Consider the following 22,034-nt stretch of genomic DNA (forward strand, 5'->3'; position numbering starts at 1 on the left):
CCGCATGGATTGCCCGGTCACCGCTCGTCCCACCGTTATCGTTATCTCCGATTCGCTCGGCGATACCGCTTGTGAGGTGGTGCTTGCGGCGTCCGGGCAATTTGATGAAGGGGCTTTTCATCTCTTGCGCCTGCCCAAGGTGAACTCTGTGGAGCAGGTTAAATCGTTTGTGGGCCCGCGCGTTGATGCGGACCATCGCGATATTGCCGTGTTCCATACCATTGTCGACCCGGCGCTTCGTGCTCGTGTGCTCGATTACCTTGGTATGTTGCATATTCGCTCGGTCGACCTGATTGGCCCGACGCTCGCCGTGCTGTCGTCGCTTATCGGTGTGTCGCCCAAGGGCGTCGCGGGCGTGATTCACAGGACCGATGACCGCTATTTCCATCGTATCGAGGCCATGGAGTATTTTGTTGAGCACGATGATGGGCGCGGTTGCGACGATCTGTCAGGTGCCGATATCGTGCTGCTGGGCGTATCGCGCACATCCAAGACGCCGCTGTCGATGTATCTGGCCTATCAAGGTTACAAGGTTGCCAATGTTCCGTTGGCCCATGGCATGGAGCCGCCAAAGTCGATTTACGAGGTTGACCCGATGCGCCTGTTCGGCCTGATTTCGACCGTCGATGTGATTTCCGAAATTCGCGATAGCCGCTTGGGCGATGACTACGCTCGTGCCGTTGCCGGCTCCTATGCCGAGCCCGAGAGCGTGCACAGCGAGCTCGAGGAAGCCCGTGCGCTCATGAAGCGCCTAGGCTGCTTTGTGGTACGTACCGACGGCAAGGCCATCGAGGAGAGCGCCTCCGAGATCATCAGCCACTTGGAGGAAATCCAAGAAGCCCGTGCCCGCCGCGCCGCCCGTCGAACCTAATAGTAGCAGCATTTTGATAAAGCGATTTAGCAAAAATATCGCATCTGACCTGCACTTTCTTACAGTAATATCTTCATAAGGTAACCACCTTTACCTACCGTTTACCGCCAGTTTTAGCACGTTTACCAAACCGCGCATCCTCTGCTTAAGCCTGCTCAAAACCCGCCGTATAGTTCCCTCACGGCCCGCATCTGACGGGTCGATTCGTTACCACGGTCGTGCGCGTAAGCGCATGGAAGGGGAAGTATCGTGAGCGATTGCAAGAGGGTTTACCGTTTTGGAACCGACGCCCAGGGCACCTGTGTCACCGAGGGCGACAAGTCCATGAACTTCGTGCTTGGCGGCAAGGGCGCTAACCTTGCCGAGATGAGCCGTATCGGCCTGCCGGTTCCCGGTGGCTTTACCATTACCTGCCAGACTTGCGTCGAGTACTCCGGTGCCGGCAACGTGTGGCCCGAGGGCGCACTCGATGAGATCGTTGCCGCCGAGGCAGACCTCGAGGTCCGCTGCGGCAAAAAGCTCGGCGACGCCTCCGATCCGCTGCTCGTGTCGGTTCGCTCGGGCGCTCCGTTCTCCATGCCCGGTATGATGGACACGGTCCTCAACTTGGGCCTCAATGACGATTCCGTCCAGGGCCTCATCGCGCAGACGCAGAACCCGCGTTTTGCCTGGGATAGCTACCGCCGCTTTATCCAGATGTTTTCCAATGTCGTCATGGGCGTTGATGCCGACCTGTTCGAGAACGCCCTGACCCAGGCCCGTCTGGTCGCCGGCGTTCGCGTCGATTCCGAGCTTTCGGCCGAGGACCTGCAGGAACTCGTCGAGACCTTTAAGGGGATCTTCTCCGAGAACGTCGAGGCCGCCCTGTATCCCGAGCTCGAGGTTGCCGACGGCAAGCCCGTCTTCCCGCACGATCCTGAGCTTCAGCTGCGCCTTGCCATCCAGGCCGTCTTTGGCAGCTGGATGAACGAGCGCGCCTGCATCTACCGCAAACAGCACGGCATCTCCGACGAGCTCGGTACTGCCGTCAACGTCCAGGCCATGGCCTTTGGCAACAAGGGCGAGACCTCTGCGACGGGCGTCGCCTTTACGCGTAATCCGGCCGACGGCACCAAGGAGTTCTACGGTGACTTTTTGGTTAATGCCCAGGGCGAGGACGTCGTTGCCGGCATCCGCAACACCGAGCCCATTGCCGACCTCAAGGCCACCCCGGGTCTCGAGTCTGCAGGTGAGGAGCTCGAGCGCGTGTTCCTGACGCTCGAGGACCATTACCGCGATATGTGCGACATTGAGTTCACCATCGAGCAGGGCAAGCTCTGGATGCTCCAGACCCGCGTGGGCAAGCGTACCGCCACCGCCGCCCTGCGCATCGCCATCGAAATGGTCGAGGAAGGCCTGATCACCCGCGAAGAGGCCGTGAGCCGCATCGATCCCGCGCAACTCGACCAGCTCCTTCACCCGCAGTTTGACGCCTCCAAGAAGTACGAGGCGCTGGCCAGCGGTCTGAACGCCAGCCCCGGTGCCGCCGTGGGTGAGGTTGTGTTCTCGAGTGATGACGCCGTCGCGCGCACCAACGAGGGCCACAAGGTCATTCTGGTTCGTTGGGAGACCAACCCCGACGACCTGAAGGGTATGGTTGCCGCCGAGGGCATTCTGACCAGCCACGGTGGAAAGACGAGTCATGCCGCCGTTATCGCTCGCGGCATGGGTACGCCCTGCGTCTGCGGCGTTGAGCGCTTCCATATCGACGCTGCTGAGAAGGTCGTGCGTATCGAGGGCAGTGACCGCGTGCTGCGCGAGGGCGATGTCATCTCCATCGACGGCACCCAGGGTATCGTCGTCGACGGCGCCGTTGACCTGGTCTCCGCCGAGCTCACCGGCGATCTGGACACCATCCTATCCTGGGCCGACGAGATTCGCCTGGACGAGACCTGTGGCCATGCCAACCATGTGCGCGTTAATGCAGACAACCCCGAGGATGCCGCGCTCGCGCTCGAGTTTGGCGCCGAGGCCATCGGCCTGTGCCGCACCGAGCACATGTTCCTGGGCGATCGCAAGAACATCATCCAGAGCTTTATCCTGTCTGACGATGAGGCCGTGAAGCAGCAGGCCCTGGCCGACCTGCTCAAGGTTCAGACCGAGGACTTCCTGGCGATGTTCAAGACCATGTCCGGTCGCGATGTGGTCGTCCGCCTGCTCGATCCGCCGCTTCATGAGTTCCTGGATAATCCTCGCGAGCTCGAGGTCGCCATCACCAAGAAGGAAGCCGCTGGCGCCAGCGAGGAAGAGCTTGCCGTCCTGCGCGCCCGCCTGCGCCGTATCGACGGCATGGTCGAGTCGAACCCCATGCTCGGGCTGCGCGGCGTGCGCCTGTCCGTCGTCTTTGGCGATCTGCCGCTCATGCAGGTCCGCGCTGTGGCCACGGCTGCTGCCCGCCTTATCAAGGAAGGCGTCGACCCGCGCCCCGAAATCATGGTTCCGCTCGTTTCCATCACGGCCGAGCATGTCCAGACCCGCGAGGTTATCGAGCGCGTAATCGCCGAGGTTTCCGCCGAGGAGGGCGTCGAGCTCAATATTCCCGTGGGCACGATGCTCGAGCTGCCGCGCGCCTGCATGGTCGCTGACGAGATTGCCCATCACGCAGACTTCTTCTGCTTTGGCACCAACGACCTGACCCAGACCACCTTCGGCTTCTCCCGTGACGATGCCGAGGCCAAGTTCATCCCGCTGTACATGCATAAGAAAATTCTGAAGGACAACCCCTTCGAGACCATCGACGCGGCGGTGCTGGAGCTCGTGCGCTTGGCCGTCGAGAAGGGTCGCGCCACCAACCCCGACATGCACTTTGGCGTGTGCGGCGAGCACGGCGGCGACCCCAAGTCCATCAAGGGCCTGTTTAATGTGGCCGACGTGGACTACGTGTCCTGCTCGCCCTACCGCGTGCCCCTCGCACGCCTGGCTGCCGCTCAGGCCAAGCTCGAGGCCAAGCGTTCCGCCTAACGTTTTGGGTTTAGACGCCTAGCGTAGCCCCCTTCATGTCGCCCGTCTCATTCGTGAGACGGGCGGTTATCATGTGCGGGTTTTGTCTTTTTGTCTGCGTAAAAAATTGTTCTTGCAGCAGAAACCCGCGCGTGTATACTCGAATACGTTTGTTCAACTACGTGCCGGCCATGGTGGTACGGCACCTCTAGAAGAGTAAGGAATTGCACATGGATTACATCCGCGCAATCGAGCGTCAGCAGATCCGCGAGGACATTCCTCAGGTTCGCGTCGCCGACAACGTCAAGGTTCACTACCGCATTAAGGAAGGCGACCGCGAGCGCATCCAGGTCTTCCAGGGCGACGTCATCCGCATGGCCGGCGCCGGTGCCCGCGAGACCTTCACCGTTCGCAAGATGTCCTTCGGTGTCGGTGTTGAGCGTACCTTCCCGCTTCACAGCCCCAAGATCGCCAAGCTCGAGGTCGTTCGTCATGGTCGCGTCCGTCGCGCCAAGCTGTACTACCTCCGCGACAAGGTGGGCAAGGCTGCTCGCATCCCCGAGAAGCGCTAAGAAGATCGCAGCGTCTGTCCACTCGTTTGGACACAAGGGTCACCTTCGGGTGGCCCTTCTTTTTATCTGATTTGCATGCAAGGAGGGCCTGGTATGGCCAACATGACGAGCTCGGTTTCGGCATCGCAGGTTGCCGGTGAGTTGGCGAGCGCTACGTTTGAGGAGATTCCCGCCCTCGTGGAGCATTATCGCGAGGACCCGCGCCAGCAGGTGATCAAGGCTTGCGAACGCGCCCTCAAACGCCATGCCAAAGAGCTTGCCGAGCGCGAGCGCGTCAATGACATGTACGAGCTTATGCATGAGCTTGGCGGCGATGGGGTGGTCGTTGGTGTCGACGAGGTGGGTCGCGGATCGGTGGCCGGTCCTTTGACGGTATGCGCTGTCTGCCTTCCTATGGAGCCGCGCGTCTGGGGCATCAACGATTCCAAAATGCTCACGCCGGCGCGCCGCGAGTTGCTCTCAGTGAAGATTGCCGAGGTGGCGACGGCGATCGGTTTTTGCCATATCGCGCCTAAGGATATCGATGAGATGGGCATGGCCCGTGCCATCCGCGTTGCTGTCGCGGGCGCCGTGGCCGATACGGGGCTCGAGCCCGACTGCGTCCTCATGGATGGCAACCCCTTGGGCGCCGTTCCTAATGAGCGCGATGTGGTGAAGGGCGATGCCAAAATCGCCTGCATCGCCGCGGCGTCCATCATGGCTAAGGTAACGCGTGACGAGATGATGGTCGAGTACGACGCCGAGTATCCCGAGTACCATCTGGCCGAGTCGAAGGGCTATGCGAGCCCCGAGCACATCGAGGCCATTCGAAAACATGGACTTTGTCCACTGCACCGCGTGAGCTTTTGCGGAAACTTTCTGCAGACTGAGCGCCTTTTCTAGGTCAATTGTGGAGACAGGGACTTCTGGAGTTTTGTAAACCAGCTGGTAGCGGGCCGTGTGCAACACCATTGTTGCGTACGGCCCGTTTTTTGACGGCATTTGGTCAGCTTTTGGTTTGCTTCCAGTACTTACCCGCATGAAAGGTGCCCTCATCATCGGGGCAATGCAGTGTACGGGAAAGGAGACCCCATGAGTGCCGCAAGCAAAAAGAGCAAGACGCAGCAGCTCAAGGAGCGTTGGGAAAACGGCGAGCTCGACTCCGGGGCGATGACGCCCGAGTTTATCAAGGGACTCAGTCCCCGCGAGCTGGGCATGCTGGGCGAGCTGATCACCATCGACTACTTTAACGAGCGCGGCTACACCTTGCTGGAGCAGGGCTATCGTTGCACCGAGGGCGAGGCCGATCTGGTGCTGCTCGATGAGCTCGACGATGTCGTGGTAATGGCCGAGGTCAAGACCAGACGCGTTGCACTGGAGTGCAGCACGAGGGTCTTTCCGGAGGAGGCCGTGGACGCCCAAAAGCAACGCCGCTACCGCCGCATCGCAAGTTGCTATCTCATGGAGCACTATCCGCTCAAGGCGATTCGCTTCGATGCCGTGGGTGTCACCATCCGCGGCGGGCATATCGCCGAGATCGAGCACCAGTACAACGCGTTCGATTGGCAGGTGTCGTGATGGCGTTCGAGACGTTTGCCGTTCACGCGGCCTGCATCCGCGGCGTCGAGGCGATTCCCGTCACGGTCGAGGTCTCGCTTGCCGGTGGCGTTCCGGGCATTCAGATGCTCGGTATTCCGAGTATGGAGGTGATGGAGTCACGCGGTCGTATTCGCTGCGCGATGCGCTCCGCCGGGTTCGAGATCCCACGCTCGGGCATTACGGTCAATCTGGCGCCCGGCGATATCCGCAAGACCGGTAGCGGCTTTGATCTGCCCATCGCCATCGCGGTATTGGCGGCCGATGGGCAGATTCCCCGCGACAACCTCGATCGTTGTCTTATCGCTGGTGAGCTTGGCTTGGACGGTACGGTGCTTCCTGTCAAGGGCGAGGTGGCGTTTCAGTTATTGGCGCGTGATTTGGGACTGTCCTTTATCGCCGGCAGGTCAGACCAGCATGTGCCACTCGCGGGCGTGGATTGCGGATTCATCGATCATTTGTCTCAGCTTGCTCATGGTATGGGCGATGCCGCGCGGCACTACTTGGATTCCGAGGGCGTCGAGGCGACCTTTGAGCCTGAGCTCGACTATGCCGACGTGCTGGGGCAGGAAGTCGCTAAACGCGGCATGGCGCTTGCGGCGGCAGGAGAACTCGGCTTGCTCATGATCGGGTCTCCGGGATCGGGCAAGACGATGCTCGCACGCCGTATGACCGGCATCCTGCCCGAGCTTTCCGTTGAGGATCAGCAGGAGGCACTGTGCATCCATTCGGTTTTGGGTGAGAACATTGATGGCTTGTTGGCGGGGCACCGCCCCTTCCGCAGTCCCCACCACAGTATTTCGACCGCAGGCCTTATCGGCGGCGGGCGCCCGGTGCACCCGGGTGAGATCAGCCTTGCTCATGGCGGCGTGCTCTTTTTGGACGAGCTTGCCGAGTTTCCCACTGGCGTGCTGCAGACGCTGCGTCAGCCCATCGAGCGCGGCTACGTGAGGATCGTACGCGTCGACGGGGCTTTTACCTTCCCGTCGCGCTTTCAGCTGCTGGCTGCGAGCAATCCCTGCCCCTGCGGCTTTTTGGGCGATCGCGAGGTGCCGTGTCGCTGCTCGGCGGCGATGGTCGAGCGCTATCGGTCTAAACTGCGCGGTCCTTTGGCCGACCGTATCGACATGATGATCGATGTGACCCGTCCCGACCCTCAAGTGATTATCGAGGGTGCGGAGGGCATGTCGTCGGCCGAGTTACGTGACTACGTTGTGCGCGGTCGCGCCTTTCGCGCTTGGCGCGAATCCCGCATGGACGATGCGGATGCCGAGGCCGAGGATGACGAGACACGGTCCATTGACGGCGTCGTTTCGACCTTTGAGCTCGATGATGCGGCGGAGAAGTGTGTGCTCGGCCTGTCGAAGCGCACGCATCTCACAGGGCGTGGCATCGTGCGCCTTGTTCGCATTGCGCGCACGATCGCAGATGTCGCCGAGAGCGAGCAGGTGACGCAGGACCACGTGCTCGAGGCGGCGATGTACCAGGGAAGGAGGGACCAATGATGGCTGAGGGGACCTTCGAGCTGCATCCAGGTGACGCGTTGTATCCCGAGACCGTTTTGGAGCTTTCTGATGTACCTCAGACGCTCTATGTGCGCGGCAACCCCGAGGCGCTTTCGACGCCCGCGCTCTCCATCATCGGTGCGCGAAAGGCCTCGCCGTATGGTCTTGCCGTGGCAGAGCTTGCGGCGAAGGTGGCGGTTGAGGCGGGAGTGACGGTAGTTTCGGGCGGTGCGGTCGGTTGTGACCAGGCCTCGGGTTGGGCTGCGGTCAACGCCGGCGGCAAACACGTTGTGGTGCTGGGGACGGGCGCCGACGTGGCCTACCCGCGTTCTAGCGCGGGGCTGATTACGCGCACGCTTGATACGGGTGGCGCGGTCGTGTCGATCTCTCCGTGGGGCATGGGTCCGCGCAAGTTCGCCTTTCCGCGCCGCAATCGCGTAATCGCGGCCCTGTCGCAAGCCCTCTTTGTATCCGAGGCGGGTATGCCTTCTGGGACGTTTTCCACAGCCGAGGCTGCTATGGATTTGGGGCGCGAACTTCTTGCCGTGCCGGGGTCGATCCTATCGCCCGAGTCGCGTGGCACGAATTACCTCATTGCGAACGGTGCCTGCTGCATCGTCGACGAGGAATCTATCGAGATGGCTATCTCACGCATCTACGGAACCCTGCGCTACTCGCGCCCCGATGCTCCCGGCATTGCCGACCTGGATCCAACGCAGCAGACCGTGATGCATGCGCTCATCGCCTCTCCGCTCAAGGTCGACGACATCGCGGCGCTCGTCTCGCTCGATGCTGTCGGCGTACTCAAACTCTTGGGTTCGCTTGAACTCGAGGGTCTTATCGAGCGCATGATGGATGGAAGGTATGCGCCCTCCAAGTTTGCCCTTCACGCCCAGACACCCTTCGGTCACAATGGAAAACGTGTCAATTAGAAAGGTGTTTGCAGATGCAGTTCGATCAGGTGACAGTTATCGGTGGCGGTCTGGCGGGTTCGGAGTGCGCGATCCAGCTGGCAGATCGCGGGTTTGCCGTAAAGCTGTGCGAGATGCGCCCCCAGGTGAGCTCCCCGGCCCACCATACCGATCACCTGGCAGAGCTCGTCTGCTCCAATTCGTTTAAGTCGACCCGTCCGGATTCCGCGGCTGGTTTGCTGAAAGCTGAGCTTGAGCGCATGGGTTCAGTCCTGCTCGATTGCGCCCATCGCGCGGCTGTTCCCGCCGGTGGCGCCCTGGCGGTCGACCGCGTCAAGTTTTCCGAGCTTGTCGAGGCCGAGGTTGCCGCTCGTCCCAATATCGAGGTCGTGCACGGCGAGGTCACGCAGATTCCCGAGGGTCACGTGGTCATTGCCGCGGGCCCGCTGTGTTCACCGGCGCTGAGCGAAGAGGTTATGAAGCTCGTCGGTGGCGATGCCCTGGCATTCTTTGATGCGGCGGCGCCGATCGTCGATGCCTCCACGCTCGATATGGACGTGTTGTTCTCGCAGTCGCGCTACGAGGAGCAGGGGAGCGGCGACTATCTCAACGCTCCGCTCAATAAGGAGGAGTACGAGGCCTTTATCGAGGCGCTTACCACGGCCGACCGCGTGGTGCTCAAAGACTTTGAGGGCGGCGATCTGTTCCAGGCCTGCCAGCCTGCCGAGGAAGTTGCGCGCACCGGCAAGGACGCCATTCGCTTTGGCGCCATGAAGCCCGTCGGCCTCACCGACCCGCGTACCGGACGTCGCCCCTGGGCGGCGATTCAGCTGCGTGCCGAGAACAAGGAGAAGACCGCCTATAACCTGGTGGGCTTCCAGACCAACTTGACCTTTGGCGAGCAGAAGCGCGTCTTCCATATGGTGCCGGGCCTGGAGAACGCTGAGTTCTTCCGCTACGGTGTCATGCACCGCAATACCTTTGTCGACGCCCCGCATGTGCTCGATGGCACCTTTGCCGTGCCCGGTACCGGTGTGCGCCTGGCCGGTCAGATCACCGGCACCGAGGGGTACATGGAAGCCGTGGCGACAGGTCTGCTCGCGGCGCTTAACACTTATGCCGAGGCTATCGGTGCCGCGGGCGTCGAGTTGCCGCGTGTGGGCGCCCTGGGTGCGCTCGTGGGCTATGCGACCGATCCTGCCACCGTGGGCTATCAGCCCATGCATGTCAACTTTGGCCTGGTGCCGCCACTCGAGGATGGTAAGCGCCGCAGCAAGCGCGACCGCTACCAGGCCTATGCGGACCGTGCGCTCGAGGCCCTCGATGCCTACTTGGCCACGCGTTCCGACTTGTTTGGAGGCGACCGGTCATAGCCTTTGACCTGTACGACACCGTCGACTCGTTTATCGCCCATATCGCACGCGTCGAGGGACTTTCTCCCAACACGGTGACGGCCTATGGCTCGAGGCTGGAGCGCTTCGCTGCCTGGTGCGAGCGCGAGGATATCGATGCTTTCGCTGCCGACGTGCGCACCATTCGTCGCTATCTTGCCGAGCTTTCGCGTGAGCAGGTGGCTCCCCGAACGCTTGCGGCGCACCTGTCGGCTATTCGATCTCTCTATCGCTGGATGGCTGCCGAGGGGATTGTCGAGGGCGATGCGGTCTCGGCGATCGCATCGCCCAAGCTGCCGCGTGACCTGCCGGGTGTCCTTACGACCCAGCAGGTTGAGGCGCTGCTCAAGACGCCTGATACCTCGACGCCCGCGGGACTGCGCGATGCGGCGATGCTTGAGTTGCTCTATGCCTCCGGCGCGCGAATCTCGGAGCTCGCGGCGCTCAACGTGGAGTCTATCGGTTGGTCCGAGCGAACGCTGCGCCTGTGGGGCAAGGGGAGCAAGGAGCGTATCGTCCCTCTGTATCGTCGTGCGCTCGATGTGACGCGTCTCTATATTGAGGAGGGGAGGCCGGAGTTGCTCGCTCAGGCAAAGCGCCGTGACCCCGCTACCGGGCCGCATCCGCTACTTATATCGGCGCGCGGCAATCGCATGAGTGCCGCCATGCTCAGGCGGCGGTTCCATATGCTGGCGACGCTCGCCGGCATTCCGGCCGACATTGCCCCGCATGCGATGCGCCATACCTTTGCGACCGACTTGCTCGAGGGCGGTGCGGACCTGCGCTCGGTTCAAGAGCTGCTGGGCCATGCGAGCCTGTCCACGACGCAGATCTACACGCATCTCACACCCGATCGGCTTAAGCGGGCCGTGGCTCAAGCCCATCCCCGCGGCGAATAGTGGCTGGGACGTCCCGCGCCGCACTCAGGTGTGTGGTTTTGATTGCGGGTTGGCAGGAAGAGGCATTCCTGCTATCATTCATCGGGTTGCTTCACGGCAACATGTTTTTATCACGCACGCGCGGCTACTTCATACCGTGGTGCCCGGGCTTTGGTAGCACATGTCCGGGTTGGTTTTGGAGGATGACCCCGCGCGGAGGCAAACCACAGGAGGTTTAACATGGCTACCAAGATTAATATCCGCACTCTGCTCGAGGCCGGCTGCCACTTCGGTCACCAGACCCGTCGCTGGAACCCCAAGATGAAGCCGTTCATCTTCGGTGAGCGCAACGGCATCTACATCCTCGACCTCAAGCAGACCATCCTCGACGCCGACCAGGCCTACACCTTCGTCAAGAACGTCGCCAAGGGTGGCAACGTGCTGTTCGTCGGCACCAAGAAGCAGGCTCAGGAGGCCGTCAAGAACGCTGCTGAGCGCGCCAACATGCCTTACATCAACCAGCGTTGGCTCGGCGGTATGCTGACCAACTTCGTCACCATCCGCTCCCGCATCAACCGCATGGAGGAGCTCGAGGCCATGGTCGAGGACGGCCGCATGGCTGTTCTGCCCAAGAAGGAGCAGGCTGTTCTCGGCAAGGAGCTCACTAAGCTCCAGACCAACCTCGGTGGCGCCCGCGACATGAAGGGTCTGCCCCAGGCTCTCTTCGTCATCGACACCAAGCGCGAGGAGAACGCCATCAAGGAGGCCCAGCGCCTGAACATCCCCGTCGTCGCCCTGATCGACACCAACTCCGATCCCGACGAGGTCGAGTACGGCATCCCCTGCAACGATGACGCTATCTCCGCTGTCACCCTTATGTGCGAGCTCATGGCTGACGCCTGCCTCGCTGGCTCCGGCAAGGAGCAGGTCTCCGAGGCCGAGATGGCCGCTGAGCCCAAGGCCGAGTAAATCAGTCTTAGTTAATTCTTTTTCATCTCTTTGAAAGGAACCACAATGGCCCAGATTACCGCCGCTATGGTCAAGCAGCTCCGCGAGATGACCGACTCTCCGATGATGGAGTGCAAGAAGGCTCTCGTCGAGGCTGACGGCGACATGGACGCCGCTGTCGACGTTCTGCGTAAGAACGGCCTTGCCAAGGCTGCCAAGAAGGCTGGCCGTGAGACCAACGAGGGCGCTGTCGCCGCGTTCGTCTCCGAGGATGGCAAGACCGGCGCTCTGCTCGAGCTCTCCTGCGAGACCGACTTCGTTGGCTCTAACGCCAAGTTCACCGGCTTTGCTTCCAAGGTCGCTGAGGTTGTCGCTACCACCGAGCCTGCTGACGTCGACGCTCTGCTCGAGAAGCCGATGGGCGAGGAGACCGTTTCCTCCGAGCTCACCGAGATGATTCACATCATGGGCGAGAACATGAAGATCTCCCGCTTCGCTGCCCGCAAGGCTGAGAACGGCGCGCTCGCTTCTTACATCCACATGGGTGGTAAGATCGGCGTCCTCGTCGAGTTCGCCTTCGAGAAGGCCGAGACCGCTCAGGCTGAATCCTTCAAGACCTTCGCTCACGACGTTGCCCTTCAGGTTGCCGCCGTCGCCCCGATCTGCGCTACCCGCGATCAGGTTCCGGCCGAGACCGTCGAGCACGAGAAGCAGATCTACATGGCTCAGGCTGCCGAGTCCGGTAAGCCCGAGGCTATCCAGGAGAAGATGGCTGTCGGCCGTCTGGAGAAGTTCTACAAGCAGTCCGTGCTCACCGAGCAGGAGTTCATCAAGGACAGCTCCCTCACCATCAAGAAGTACGCTGAGCAGGTCTCCAAGGAGCTCGGCGACACCATTACCGTCGTTGCCTTTGACCGTCTGGTCCGTGGCGAGTAAATAAGCTCTTGTAGCTGGTAATGAGCAGGCTGTGGGTTTTACTCACAGCCTGCTTTTTCATGGCTCTTATCAGAGCCTTTGATATCATATTGAGAGTCTAATTAAAGGAGGATCGCTTTGTCCGACATCCGATATAAACGCGTGCTTCTTAAGCTTTCCGGCGAAGCACTGATGGGCGACGGCCAATATGGCATCGACCCCAAGGTTACCGACCATCTTGCCAAGCAGGTCAAGGAGCTGCTCGCCGTTGGCCATGAGGTCGGCGTCGTTGTCGGCGGCGGCAATATTTTCCGCGGCATGGCCGGCGCTGCCGGTGGCATGGAGCGTGCTCAGGCCGACTACATGGGCATGCTGGCAACCGTTATGAACGCGCTCGCCCTGCAGGATGCCTTCGAGCATAACGATGTTCCCTGCCGCGTGATGAGCGCTATCCAGATGAACGAGATCTGCGAGCCCTATATTCGCCGTCGCGCCATCAACCACCTTTCCAAGGGCAACGTTGTTATCTTTGCCGCCGGTTCGGGCAATCCGTACTTTACGACCGACACCGCCGCGGCTCTTCGTGCGTGCGAGATCGGCGCCGAGATTCTGATTAAAGCCACCAAGGTTGACGGCATCTACGACAAGGATCCCGTCAAGTGCGCCGATGCCGTCCGTTTTGACAAGATTACCTATCACGAGGTTCTCGTCCGCGGTCTGCAGGTTATGGATTCCACGGCTACGGCCCTGTGCCAGGATAACCGTATGCCGATTTTGGTCCTCAACATCGATGGCGAGGACACCGTCAAGCGCGCGCTTTCGGGTGAGCCCGTCGGCACGCTCGTCTATCAGGAGGATTAAGCATGGCAGAGAACATCACCGCCCATATGGACAAGTCGCTCGAGTCCCTCAAGCATAACTTCTCCAAGGTCCGTACCGGCCGCGCCAATGCCAACATTCTGTCCGACATCACCGTCGATTATTACGGTGTTCCCACGCCGGTCACGCAGGTTGCTGCCGTCAAGACCCCCGAGGCCCACATGCTGCTCATCGAGCCGTGGGACAAGGCGCTCATCAACGCTATCGTCAAGGCCATCGGCGCTTCCGATCTGGGTATCACCCCCAACTCCGATGGCACCGTCGTTCGTCTGCCGTTCCCGGCTCCCACCGAGGAGCGCCGTCGCGAGCTCGTCAAGGAGTGCCGCGAGTACGCCGAGCAGGCCAAGGTGTCTATCCGTAACATCCGTCGCGACTTCAACAACAAGCTCGAGCGCGATGAGGAGCTCACCGAGGACGATGTCCGTCGCGAGCAGGCTAAGGTCCAGAAGCACACCGATGAGTATGTCGCCAAGGTCGAGGAGCTTCTGAAGGAAAAAGAAGCCGAGGTCATGGAGATCTAAGGTGCAATACGACGAGCATAAACTGGTCGAGTACTTTGCCGACGCCCCTGCGGGCGTCGGTTTTTCCGACCTTGACCTCAATAACATTCCGCACCATATCTCGTGCATCATGGACGGCAACGGTCGTTGGGCTACGTCGCGCGGTCTTGCGCGCACTGAGGGCCACAAGGCGGGTATCGTCTCCCTTCGCGAGATTATTACCGCCTGCGTGCGTCTGGGCGTCGACGTGCTTTCGGCCTATGCGTTTTCTACCGAAAACTGGAACCGTCCGCAGCACGAGGTCAACGTCTTGATGCACCTGTTTGCCAAGACGTTTATCGACGAGCTGCCGCTTCTGAAGCGCGAAAACGTGCGCGTTGTCTTTTTGGGTGACATTTCCGCGCTGCCCAAGAAGACCCGCGACGTTTTTGAACGCGGTCTTGCCGAGTGCGCCGATCACACCGGTATGACGCTGGCGCTTGCTGTCAACTACGGCGCGCGTTCCGAGATTACCCGCGCTGTCCGTCAGATCGCACTCGACGCTGCTGCCGGTAAGATCGATCCTGGCGCAATTGATGACGACATGGTGGCCTCCCACCTCTATACCGCCGGTCTTCCCGATCCTGAGCTTGTGATTCGCACCTCTGGTGAGCTGCGCCTTTCGAACTATCTGCTGTGGCAGGTGGCTTATTCCGAGTTCTACGTCACCGATACCTATTGGCCCGACTTTGATCGTTGGGGCCTTGTCGACGCCATTTTGGCCTATCAGGGCCGTGACCGTAGGTTTGGTGGTCTGAGCAAGACCGAGGAGGCTTAATCGTGTCCGATCGTCCCAAGGCAATTGCTCCCAAGACATCTGAGCGCAAGGCTGTCGCTGCGGGAGCGCCCGCAGCGAAGAATGGCACCGGTTCGTGGCTTGCCGGCTTTATCACCCGTGCCGCCGCCGGTATCGTCTATGCCGTTGTCTTTATCCTGTGCCTGGTTTTGGGTATTGTGCCCACGGCCATCTTTGTTTCTGTCATGAGCGGCCTGTGCTGCTATGAGTTTTTCCGTATGACGAGGCTCGATGGCAAGATGGCTAACGAGCGCATGGGTATCGCTGCCGCCGTACTCTTTCCGCTGTCGGCGTTGGGCGATTCGATGTTGCTGAATGCCCTGCTTTTTGCCCTGATGCTCGCTGTGGGCATTTGGTATGTTTGGTCGCCGCGTACCCGCATCTCTGATGTGGCCGTGACGCTCATGGGTCCCATCTACACTGGCTTTATGCTGTCGGCTATCGTGCTGCTGCGCGATGCCGTGCCCGGTTTTGCCGGCGCCCTGCTTTCGGTGGGCGTTTGCGCGTCCCTTTGGGTCTCCGATTCGTTTGCCTACATCGTGGGTAGCCGTATCGGCAAGCACAAGATGGTTCCCAAGATCTCTCCCAAAAAGAGCTGGGAGGGGTTTGTCGGCGGCATCCTGGGCTCGGTTTTGATTTGGCTCATCCTGTGGGCGACGCACTTCTACAAGCTCAGCCTGCCCTATGCGCTGCTGTGCGGCGTGGTCGTGTCCGTCCTGGGCGTTATCGGAGACCTCATCGAGTCGCGCATCAAGCGCGGTGTGGGCGTTAAGGATTCCGGTAACCTTATCCCGGGCCACGGCGGCATGCTTGATCGTAGCGATTCGCTTATCTTTGGCTGCATTACCGCGCAGCTGCTTTTGATGATCGGAGGCGTGCTGTAATGTCCTTCCAGACGACGTATGGCCCCGATGGACGTCTCCGTGTTGCCATCCTGGGTTGTACGGGCTCTATCGGCACCCAGGCGCTCGATGTGTGCCGCCAGCATGCCGATCGCCTGCAGGTGACGGCGCTGTCCGTTAACTCCAGTACCTCCGAGCTCGTTGCCGCTGCCCGCGAGTTCTCGGTTCCGGCGGTTGCCGTGGCCGATGTCGCTCATGGCGATGACGCCGTGCTGCAGGAGTTGCCCGAGGGAACGAAGCTCGGCGTTGGCGCGCAGGCGGTTTGCGAGCTCGCGCGTCGCGACGATGTCGACTGCGTGCTCGTCGCTATTGTGGGCGCCGCCGGTCTCGAGGCGAGCCATGCGGCCTTGACCTCGAATAAGCGTCTTGCCCTTGCCAACAAGGAGTCCCTCGTCGTCGGCGGCGACTTGCTTATGCCGTTGGCGCAACCGGGCCAGCTTATTCCAGTCGACTCTGAGCACTCCGCCATCTACCAGTGCTATCTGGGGGAGAACCCACGCGAGGCTCATTGTATTTGGCTCACCTGCTCGGGCGGTCCGTTCTTTGGCCGCACCCGCGACGAGCTCGACCGCGTGACGCGTGCCGATGCCCTCGCACATCCCACGTGGGCCATGGGTGCCAAGATCACCATCGACTCCGCCACCCTCATGAACAAGGGCCTGGAGCGCATTGAGGCCATGCATCTGTTTAACTGCGACCTCGATTTCATTAACGTGGTCGTGCAGCGTCAATCCAAGATTCACTCTATGGTCGAGTTTGCCGACGGCTCCGTGATGGCGCATCTCGGTGCTTCCGACATGCGTATTCCCATCCAGTTCGCGTTCTCGTATCCCGAGCGTTGGGATACCCCGGCGCCTCGTATCGATTTCCGCGAGCTGGGGCAGCTCACGTTTGATGCTGCCGACATGGATACCTTCCGCTGTCTGGCACTGGCCGAACGTGCCGGCAAGACGGGTGGCACCATGCCGTGCGTGCTCAATGCCGCCAACGAGGTCGCCGTCGATGCCTTCCTGCACGATGGCTGCAGCTTTACCGATATCGATCGCATTGTGGAATCCTGCATGGATTCCCACGATATGCAGGCGGTCGATTCGTTTGAGCAGCTTCACGACATCGATGCATGGGCGCGTGAAAAGGCTGCGCAGGTGCTCGCCGCAACCCGTTCCTAACCCATAAGGATTGCTTTTTCGTTTTATGGATACTGTTCTGAGCGTTCTCTCATCGGTCTTTTGGGGCCTGCTGATGCTTTCCGTCCTCGTGTTTTTGCACGAGGGCGGCCACTTTTTGGCGGCGCGTGCCTGCGGCGTCCGTGTGACCGAGTTCTTTTTGGGCCTGCCGTGTCGCTTTGACATCCATTACACGTCACGTCGCATTGGAACCAAGTTTGGCGTGACCCCGCTGCTGCTGGGTGGCTACGCTGCCATCTGCGGTATGGATCCGACCGACGTCTCGTGCGCCGATCGCGTGCTCGCGGCTATCTATCGTCATGGTCGCGTGACCGTGGCCGACCTTGCCGCCGAGCTCGAGCTATCCGAGGAGGTTGTGCTCGAGGCATGCGCCTTGCTCTTGGGTTGGGGCTCTATCGCGCCTTGGTATGAGGAAGGGGAGAAGCCCTCGCCGAGCTACTATCCCACCAAGTATCAGACGCTGCCACGAGATGCGGCGGGTTACACCACCTTTGACGGCCGCCGTTTCGATCGAGAGCATGCGACTACCGAGGGCGATGTGTGGGAGCTGCCGTGCGGCGAGGCCGAGTTCCTTGCACAAGAGCGTTCGCACACCTATCTTGGCCAGGGCTTTCTCAAACGCGCCTTTATGCTGCTCGCGGGCATTATTGTCAATATCTTGACAGGCTTTTTGCTCCTTATGAGTATCTATTCCATTGCGGGTGTCACCGTGCCGATGGATACCAACGTGATCGGTCAGGTTGACGAGGGGTCTATTGCCGCCGAGGCGGGTATCGAGGGCGGCGACGCGATCCTTTCGGTTGACGGAGTATCGTGCTCTACTTGGATGGACGTTTACGATGCCATCGGCAAGGCTGCCGGTAAGGACGATATCGCCATCGAGTACGAACGTGACGGCAAGCAGCATTCGACCACGGTTGCGCTCAAAGAGGACGAGCGCCTAGGTGTGTATGCCTCTACGCAGGTGGTCCGTTTAGACCCCATCACGTCGGCTCGCTTGTCGTTCTCCTATGTCGTGCAGACAGCGGAGGGCGTGATGCGCCTGCTCCAGCCGCAGCATACGATGGAGATTCTTGATCAGTCTTCTTCGATCGTGGGCATTAGCGTTATGTCCTCACAGGCTGCTGCTGCCGGCCCTGCCACGTTCCTTTCGTTTGCCGCCCTCATTTCGTTCTCGCTTGGCTTTATGAACCTGCTGCCCATCCCACCACTCGATGGCGGCAAGCTGGTCATCGAGATCATTCAAAAGATTGCTGGCCGCGAGCTTCCGCTCAAGGTCCAGACGATTGTGAGCTATGTGGGCATCGCGCTCTTTGCGCTGCTGTTTGTCTATATGCTTCGTTCCGACGTCCTTCGATTTATCCTGTAGGGGAGTGTTTGGATTGTCTTTATCCCATCCTTTGCCTCGCGAGTTGACGCGCCCCGTGCATGTGGGCGGTGTGCAGATCGGTGGCGGCGCGCCGGTGGTGGTCCAATCCATGACCTGCACCGATACCGCTGACGCCCAGGCAACGCTTGCGCAAGTGTGCGCGTTGGCGCAGGCTGGCTGCGATATCGTGCGTGTGAGCGTGCCCACCGAGGCCGCGCTTGAGGGTTTCCGCACCATCTGTGCCGAGTCTCCGGTGCCGATCGTCGCCGATATTCACTTTAACCATAAGCTCGCCATCGGCGCCGTCGAGGCTGGTGTCGCCAAGCTTCGCATCAATCCCGGCAATATCGGCGATTGGGCTAAGGTCGATGCTGTGATCGATGCCGCGGGCGCCGCTGGGTGCGCGATTCGTATCGGCGTCAATGCCGGTTCGCTCGAGCAGGATATCGCCGAGCGCGACGACCTCACGCAGCCCGAAAAGCTTGTGATGTCGAGCGAGCGCTTCGTCAAGCACTTTGAGGACCGTGGTTTTACGAACATTGTGCTTTCGGCCAAGGCCCATAGCGTGCAAACGACGCTTGATACCTATCGAGCCCTGTCGCGTGAGATTCCCCACGTTCCGCTTCACCTGGGCGTGACGGAGGCGGGGACCAAGCTCCAGGGCACCATCAAGAGCTCTGTAGGCTTGGGTATCTTGCTTTCCGAAGGCATTGGCGACACCATGCGTGTGTCGCTCACAGCCGATCCGGTTGAGGAGCCGCCGGTTGCCTGGGGTATTCTGCAGTCGTTGGGCCTGCGTCGCCGTGGCCCCGAGATTGTCTCGTGCCCCACATGCGCCCGCTGCCAGGTTAACCTTATTCCCATTGCCGAGGAGGTTACCGAGCGGCTTAAGAACTACTCCGCGCCGCTTTCGATCGCTGTGATGGGATGTGCCGTTAATGGCCCCGGCGAGGCTTCTGATGCCGATCTGGGCGTTGCTTGCGGACGTGGTCAGGCCTTGCTCTTTTCGCATGGCCAGATCATTGGTAAAGTAGCTGAGGACCAAATTGTCGACGCGCTTATGGCCGAGGTCGACAAGCTTATTGAGGAGAAATAAATGACCCGAGCAATGTATATGTCTAAGCTTTATGCGCCGACGCTTAAAGAGGATCCGGCGGACGCTGAGCTCGCCAGCCACTGTCTGCTGCTCCGTGCCGGCATGATCCGCAAGGAGGCCGCCGGTCTATATTCCTACCTGCCGCTTGCTTGGCGCTCGATTCGCAAGATCGAGAACATCGTGCGCGACGAGATGGACGCCGCCGGCGCCCAGGAGCTTATGATGCCTATCATGGTCGATGCCGAGTTGTGGCGTGAGTCCGGCCGCATCGACGCCTATGGCAAGGAGCTTGTGCGCTTTGACGACCGTCACGGTCGCGAGTTCGTCCTGGGCCCCACGCACGAGGAGACCGTCACGGCCCTGGTGCGCAATGAGCTGCGCTCCTACAAGCAGCTACCCGTTAACCTCTACCACATCCAGGATAAGTTCCGCGACGAGTTCCGCCCCCGCTTTGGCCTGATGCGCGGTCGCGAGTTCATCATGAAGGACGCCTACAGCTTCTCCGCCACGCAGGAGAGCCTGCAGGAGGAGTATGACAAGATGAAGCAGGCCTACGCTAACATCTGCGAGCGCTGCTATATCAAGGCCCTGCCCGTTGTTGCCGACTCCGGTGAGATCGGTGGCGATACCTCCGTCGAGTACATGGCTTTGGCCGACGCCGGCGAGGCTTCGCTCGTCTACTGTGACGATTGCGGCTTTGCTGCCGATGACGAGGCGGCAAGCACCAAGGTCGTCGTGACCGAGGGTCCTGGTGACGGTACGCTCACCAAGGTTGAGACTCCGGGCATGGGCACCATTGAGGCAGTTGCTAAGTTCTTTGGGTTCCCCGAGAACGGCACGCGCAAGTCGCTGGCACTCATCGACGCCGAGGGCAAGCCGGTCGTGGCCATTGTTCCGGGCGATCACGAGCTCAACGATTGCAAGGCCGAGCACGTCTTTGGCAAGGGCTATCGCATGATGACCGACGAGGAGCTTCAGGCGAACGGTCTGCACAAGGGCTTTATCGGACCGGTTAACCTGCCCGATGGCATTCGTCTGGTGTGCGACGAGAGCCTGCGCGATTCCAAGCAGTGGGCCTGCGGTGCCAACGAGGTCGATTATCACTTTACCGGTGCCTGCCCCGAGCGCGACTTTACCGTCGATGAGTGGGCCGATCTGGTCACCGTTGTCGCCGGCGACCCCTGCCCGCACTGCGGCAAGCCGCTCTCCGCTGCCCGCGGCATCGAGGTCTCTCAGGTCTTCCAGCTGGGCACCAAGTATTCCGAGGCCATGGGTGCCACCTTTATGGACGAGGACGGCAAGGAGAAGCCGCTCATCATGGGCTGCTACGGCGTTGGTGTGTCCCGCTCGCTCGCTGCCGTCGTGGAGCAGCACAACGACGAGCACGGTATCGTCTGGCCGGTCTCCGTTGCCCCGTACGAGGTCGCGGTGATTCCGCTCGATCCCAAGAAGGAGGAGTGCGCTACCGTCTGCGAGCAGATCGTTGATGGCCTGTGCGCCGAGGGCATCGAGGTTGTCGTCGACGACCGCGACGAGCGTCCCGGCTTTAAGTTTGCCGACAACGACCTTATGGGCTTCCCGTATCAGGTCGTTCTGGGTAAGCGTGGCCTTAAGAATGGCACCGTTGAGCTCAAGGACCGTGCCACGGGTGAGCGCGAGGATGTGGCGATCGACGAGGTCGTCGCCAAGGTCGCCGAGCTTGTGAAGGCAGCACGCCGTTAATCGACGATTTCGCTTGTAGTTCGATATACGGGACGGCCCCGCATTTCTCCAGACCGGGGAGATGCGGGGCCGTCCTTTTATCTTATGGCATCCTCGATATCTAAAAGGAAAACCCCACAGCCCATGCGAGCTACGGGGTTTTCCTTGTGCCTCCGATGCGAAATAAATCGCTCAGATATTACTGATAATCGACGACGTCGATCCAGTTCTTCAGGAACTCATCGTTCACGTTGCGCTTACGAGCGAGCTCGGAAGCGGCGACGATGCTCGTCCACTGACGCACGACCTGCATGGGCATGTCGGCGCGGTCGCAGTAGAGCTCCAGGTAGGCCTCAGCCTGATCCTTGCTGTTGAGGGCAAAGAGCAGGTAGGTGGTGGCAACGTCGGCAGCAGGGGAGCCCTGGGTGGCGTGTGCCCAGTCGCACACATAGAGCTGGCCGTCGTCGCCGACGATGACGTTGGAGGGGTTGAAGTCGCCATGGCAGACCTTGAACTCCTTGGTCATGCCGTCCAGACGCTCCTGAAGGTTGTAGCGCGTGGTGGCATTGAGCTGATCAAGGCTGTCGATCATGCGGGCGTACTTGTCGCGCTGACGGTTGAGCAGCGGGGAGGTGTAGCCGTGGATCTCGATCTGGAGGTCGACGAACATCTCGAGGTACTCACCAAAGCGCTGGGGCTCGGCAGTCATCTTCTCGGCAAGGGTGGTGCCCGGAACCTTCTCGGTCACGAGCGCCCAGCCGTTGGCGTTCTCGAGCTGGGAAACCTCGAGCGCCTTGGGGCTGCGGATGCCGCACTCATTGATGCGGGCAAGATTCAAAGCCTCGTTGAACACGTCGGAGACAGGCTTGGTCTCGTTAAAGACCTTGACAATCTTGTCGCCCAGGTCGTAAACGACCTTGTTGCCACGGCGGACGAGCTCGGTCTTGGAATCGGGTAGCAGCATGGTTGCATCCTTTCAACGATGCGATAGAAGCGACGGCGGGGGTGTGTGAAACACCC

At 60.7% G+C, this 22,034-nt stretch carries 20 protein-coding genes; 19 read left to right on the top strand and 1 reads right to left on the bottom strand.

What is annotated here, in order from left to right; genetic code table 11:
* Nucleotides 1-4 precede the first annotated feature (4 nt).
* From AAAV44_RS00710 to AAAV44_RS00800, 19 genes are all read left to right on the top strand, one after another.
* A complete protein-coding gene (locus AAAV44_RS00710; RefSeq protein ID WP_349114054.1) occupies nt 5-871 on the top strand; it encodes a pyruvate, water dikinase regulatory protein in 867 nt (288 codons plus the stop codon).
* A gap of 249 nt (nt 872-1,120) precedes the next feature.
* A complete protein-coding gene (gene ppdK, locus AAAV44_RS00715) occupies nt 1,121-3,871 on the top strand; it encodes a pyruvate, phosphate dikinase (RefSeq protein ID WP_349114055.1) in 2,751 nt (916 codons plus the stop codon).
* Between the two features lie 209 nt (nt 3,872-4,080).
* A complete protein-coding gene (gene rplS, locus AAAV44_RS00720) occupies nt 4,081-4,422 on the top strand; it encodes a 50S ribosomal protein L19 (RefSeq protein ID WP_006236098.1) in 342 nt (113 codons plus the stop codon).
* Nucleotides 4,423-4,515: 93 nt separating this feature from the next.
* The gene (locus AAAV44_RS00725) at nt 4,516-5,304 is read left to right on the top strand and encodes a ribonuclease HII (RefSeq protein WP_349114056.1); all 789 of its coding nucleotides are present in this window, start codon (nt 4,516-4,518) and stop codon (nt 5,302-5,304) included.
* A 189-nt stretch (nt 5,305-5,493) separates the two neighbouring features.
* Nucleotides 5,494-5,979 (top strand): YraN family protein, encoded by a 486-nt coding sequence (locus AAAV44_RS00730; RefSeq protein WP_349114057.1) that lies wholly within the window; start codon nt 5,494-5,496, stop codon nt 5,977-5,979.
* A complete protein-coding gene (locus AAAV44_RS00735) occupies nt 5,979-7,502 on the top strand; it encodes a YifB family Mg chelatase-like AAA ATPase (protein WP_055309873.1) in 1,524 nt (507 codons plus the stop codon). Before AAAV44_RS00730 ends, AAAV44_RS00735 begins: the two co-directional genes overlap by 1 nt.
* Nucleotides 7,499-8,434 (top strand): DNA-processing protein DprA, encoded by a 936-nt coding sequence (locus tag AAAV44_RS00740; RefSeq protein ID WP_349114058.1) that lies wholly within the window; start codon nt 7,499-7,501, stop codon nt 8,432-8,434. Before AAAV44_RS00735 ends, AAAV44_RS00740 begins: the two co-directional genes overlap by 4 nt.
* 14 nt (nt 8,435-8,448) lie before the next feature.
* The gene (gene trmFO / locus AAAV44_RS00745; RefSeq protein ID WP_260698842.1) at nt 8,449-9,786 is read left to right on the top strand and encodes a methylenetetrahydrofolate--tRNA-(uracil(54)-C(5))-methyltransferase (FADH(2)-oxidizing) TrmFO; all 1,338 of its coding nucleotides are present in this window, start codon (nt 8,449-8,451) and stop codon (nt 9,784-9,786) included.
* 8 nt (nt 9,787-9,794) lie between these two features.
* On the top strand, nt 9,795-10,703 hold the full coding sequence (locus tag AAAV44_RS00750; protein ID WP_349114173.1) for a tyrosine recombinase: 909 nt from the start codon (nt 9,795-9,797) through the stop codon (nt 10,701-10,703).
* A 219-nt stretch (nt 10,704-10,922) separates the two neighbouring features.
* On the top strand, nt 10,923-11,651 hold the full coding sequence (rpsB, locus tag AAAV44_RS00755) for a 30S ribosomal protein S2 (protein ID WP_006236109.1): 729 nt from the start codon (nt 10,923-10,925) through the stop codon (nt 11,649-11,651).
* A 45-nt stretch (nt 11,652-11,696) separates the two neighbouring features.
* Nucleotides 11,697-12,566 (top strand): translation elongation factor Ts, encoded by an 870-nt coding sequence (gene tsf / locus AAAV44_RS00760; protein ID WP_022094736.1) that lies wholly within the window; start codon nt 11,697-11,699, stop codon nt 12,564-12,566.
* Nucleotides 12,567-12,683: 117 nt separating this feature from the next.
* Nucleotides 12,684-13,406 carry a UMP kinase gene (gene pyrH, locus AAAV44_RS00765; RefSeq protein WP_035138557.1) on the top strand — a complete coding sequence of 241 codons (723 nt, stop codon included), beginning with the start codon at nt 12,684-12,686 and terminating at the stop codon, nt 13,404-13,406.
* Between the two features lie 2 nt (nt 13,407-13,408).
* Nucleotides 13,409-13,945, top strand: a complete 537-nt coding sequence (frr, locus tag AAAV44_RS00770) for a ribosome recycling factor (protein ID WP_006236112.1) — start codon at nt 13,409-13,411, stop codon at nt 13,943-13,945.
* 1 nt (nt 13,946) lies between these two features.
* Nucleotides 13,947-14,741, top strand: coding sequence for an isoprenyl transferase (locus AAAV44_RS00775; protein WP_349114059.1), 795 nt, complete (start codon nt 13,947-13,949; stop codon nt 14,739-14,741).
* Between the two features lie 2 nt (nt 14,742-14,743).
* Nucleotides 14,744-15,643: a phosphatidate cytidylyltransferase gene (locus AAAV44_RS00780; RefSeq protein ID WP_233504656.1), complete on the top strand. Its 900-nt coding sequence runs from the start codon at nt 14,744-14,746 to the stop codon at nt 15,641-15,643.
* Nucleotides 15,643-16,830, top strand: a complete 1,188-nt coding sequence (gene dxr / locus AAAV44_RS00785; RefSeq protein WP_346964742.1) for a 1-deoxy-D-xylulose-5-phosphate reductoisomerase — start codon at nt 15,643-15,645, stop codon at nt 16,828-16,830. Before AAAV44_RS00780 ends, dxr begins: the two co-directional genes overlap by 1 nt.
* A 25-nt stretch (nt 16,831-16,855) precedes the next feature.
* A complete protein-coding gene (locus AAAV44_RS00790; RefSeq protein WP_349114060.1) occupies nt 16,856-18,217 on the top strand; it encodes a M50 family metallopeptidase in 1,362 nt (453 codons plus the stop codon).
* 13 nt (nt 18,218-18,230) lie between these two features.
* Nucleotides 18,231-19,313 (top strand): flavodoxin-dependent (E)-4-hydroxy-3-methylbut-2-enyl-diphosphate synthase, encoded by a 1,083-nt coding sequence (ispG, locus tag AAAV44_RS00795; RefSeq protein WP_349114061.1) that lies wholly within the window; start codon nt 18,231-18,233, stop codon nt 19,311-19,313.
* Nucleotides 19,314-21,035: a proline--tRNA ligase gene (locus AAAV44_RS00800; RefSeq protein WP_349114062.1), complete on the top strand. Its 1,722-nt coding sequence runs from the start codon at nt 19,314-19,316 to the stop codon at nt 21,033-21,035.
* A 178-nt stretch (nt 21,036-21,213) separates the two neighbouring features.
* Here AAAV44_RS00800 and AAAV44_RS00805 read toward each other — a convergent pair whose 3' ends face one another.
* Entirely contained in the window at nt 21,214-21,978 is a 765-nt protein-coding gene (locus AAAV44_RS00805; RefSeq protein ID WP_035138543.1) for an aminoglycoside phosphotransferase family protein, read from the bottom strand.
* Nucleotides 21,979-22,034 lie beyond the last annotated feature (56 nt).

The organism is Collinsella sp. CLA-AP-H1, from assembly GCF_040092945.1.
GTDB lineage: Bacteria > Actinomycetota > Coriobacteriia > Coriobacteriales > Coriobacteriaceae > Collinsella.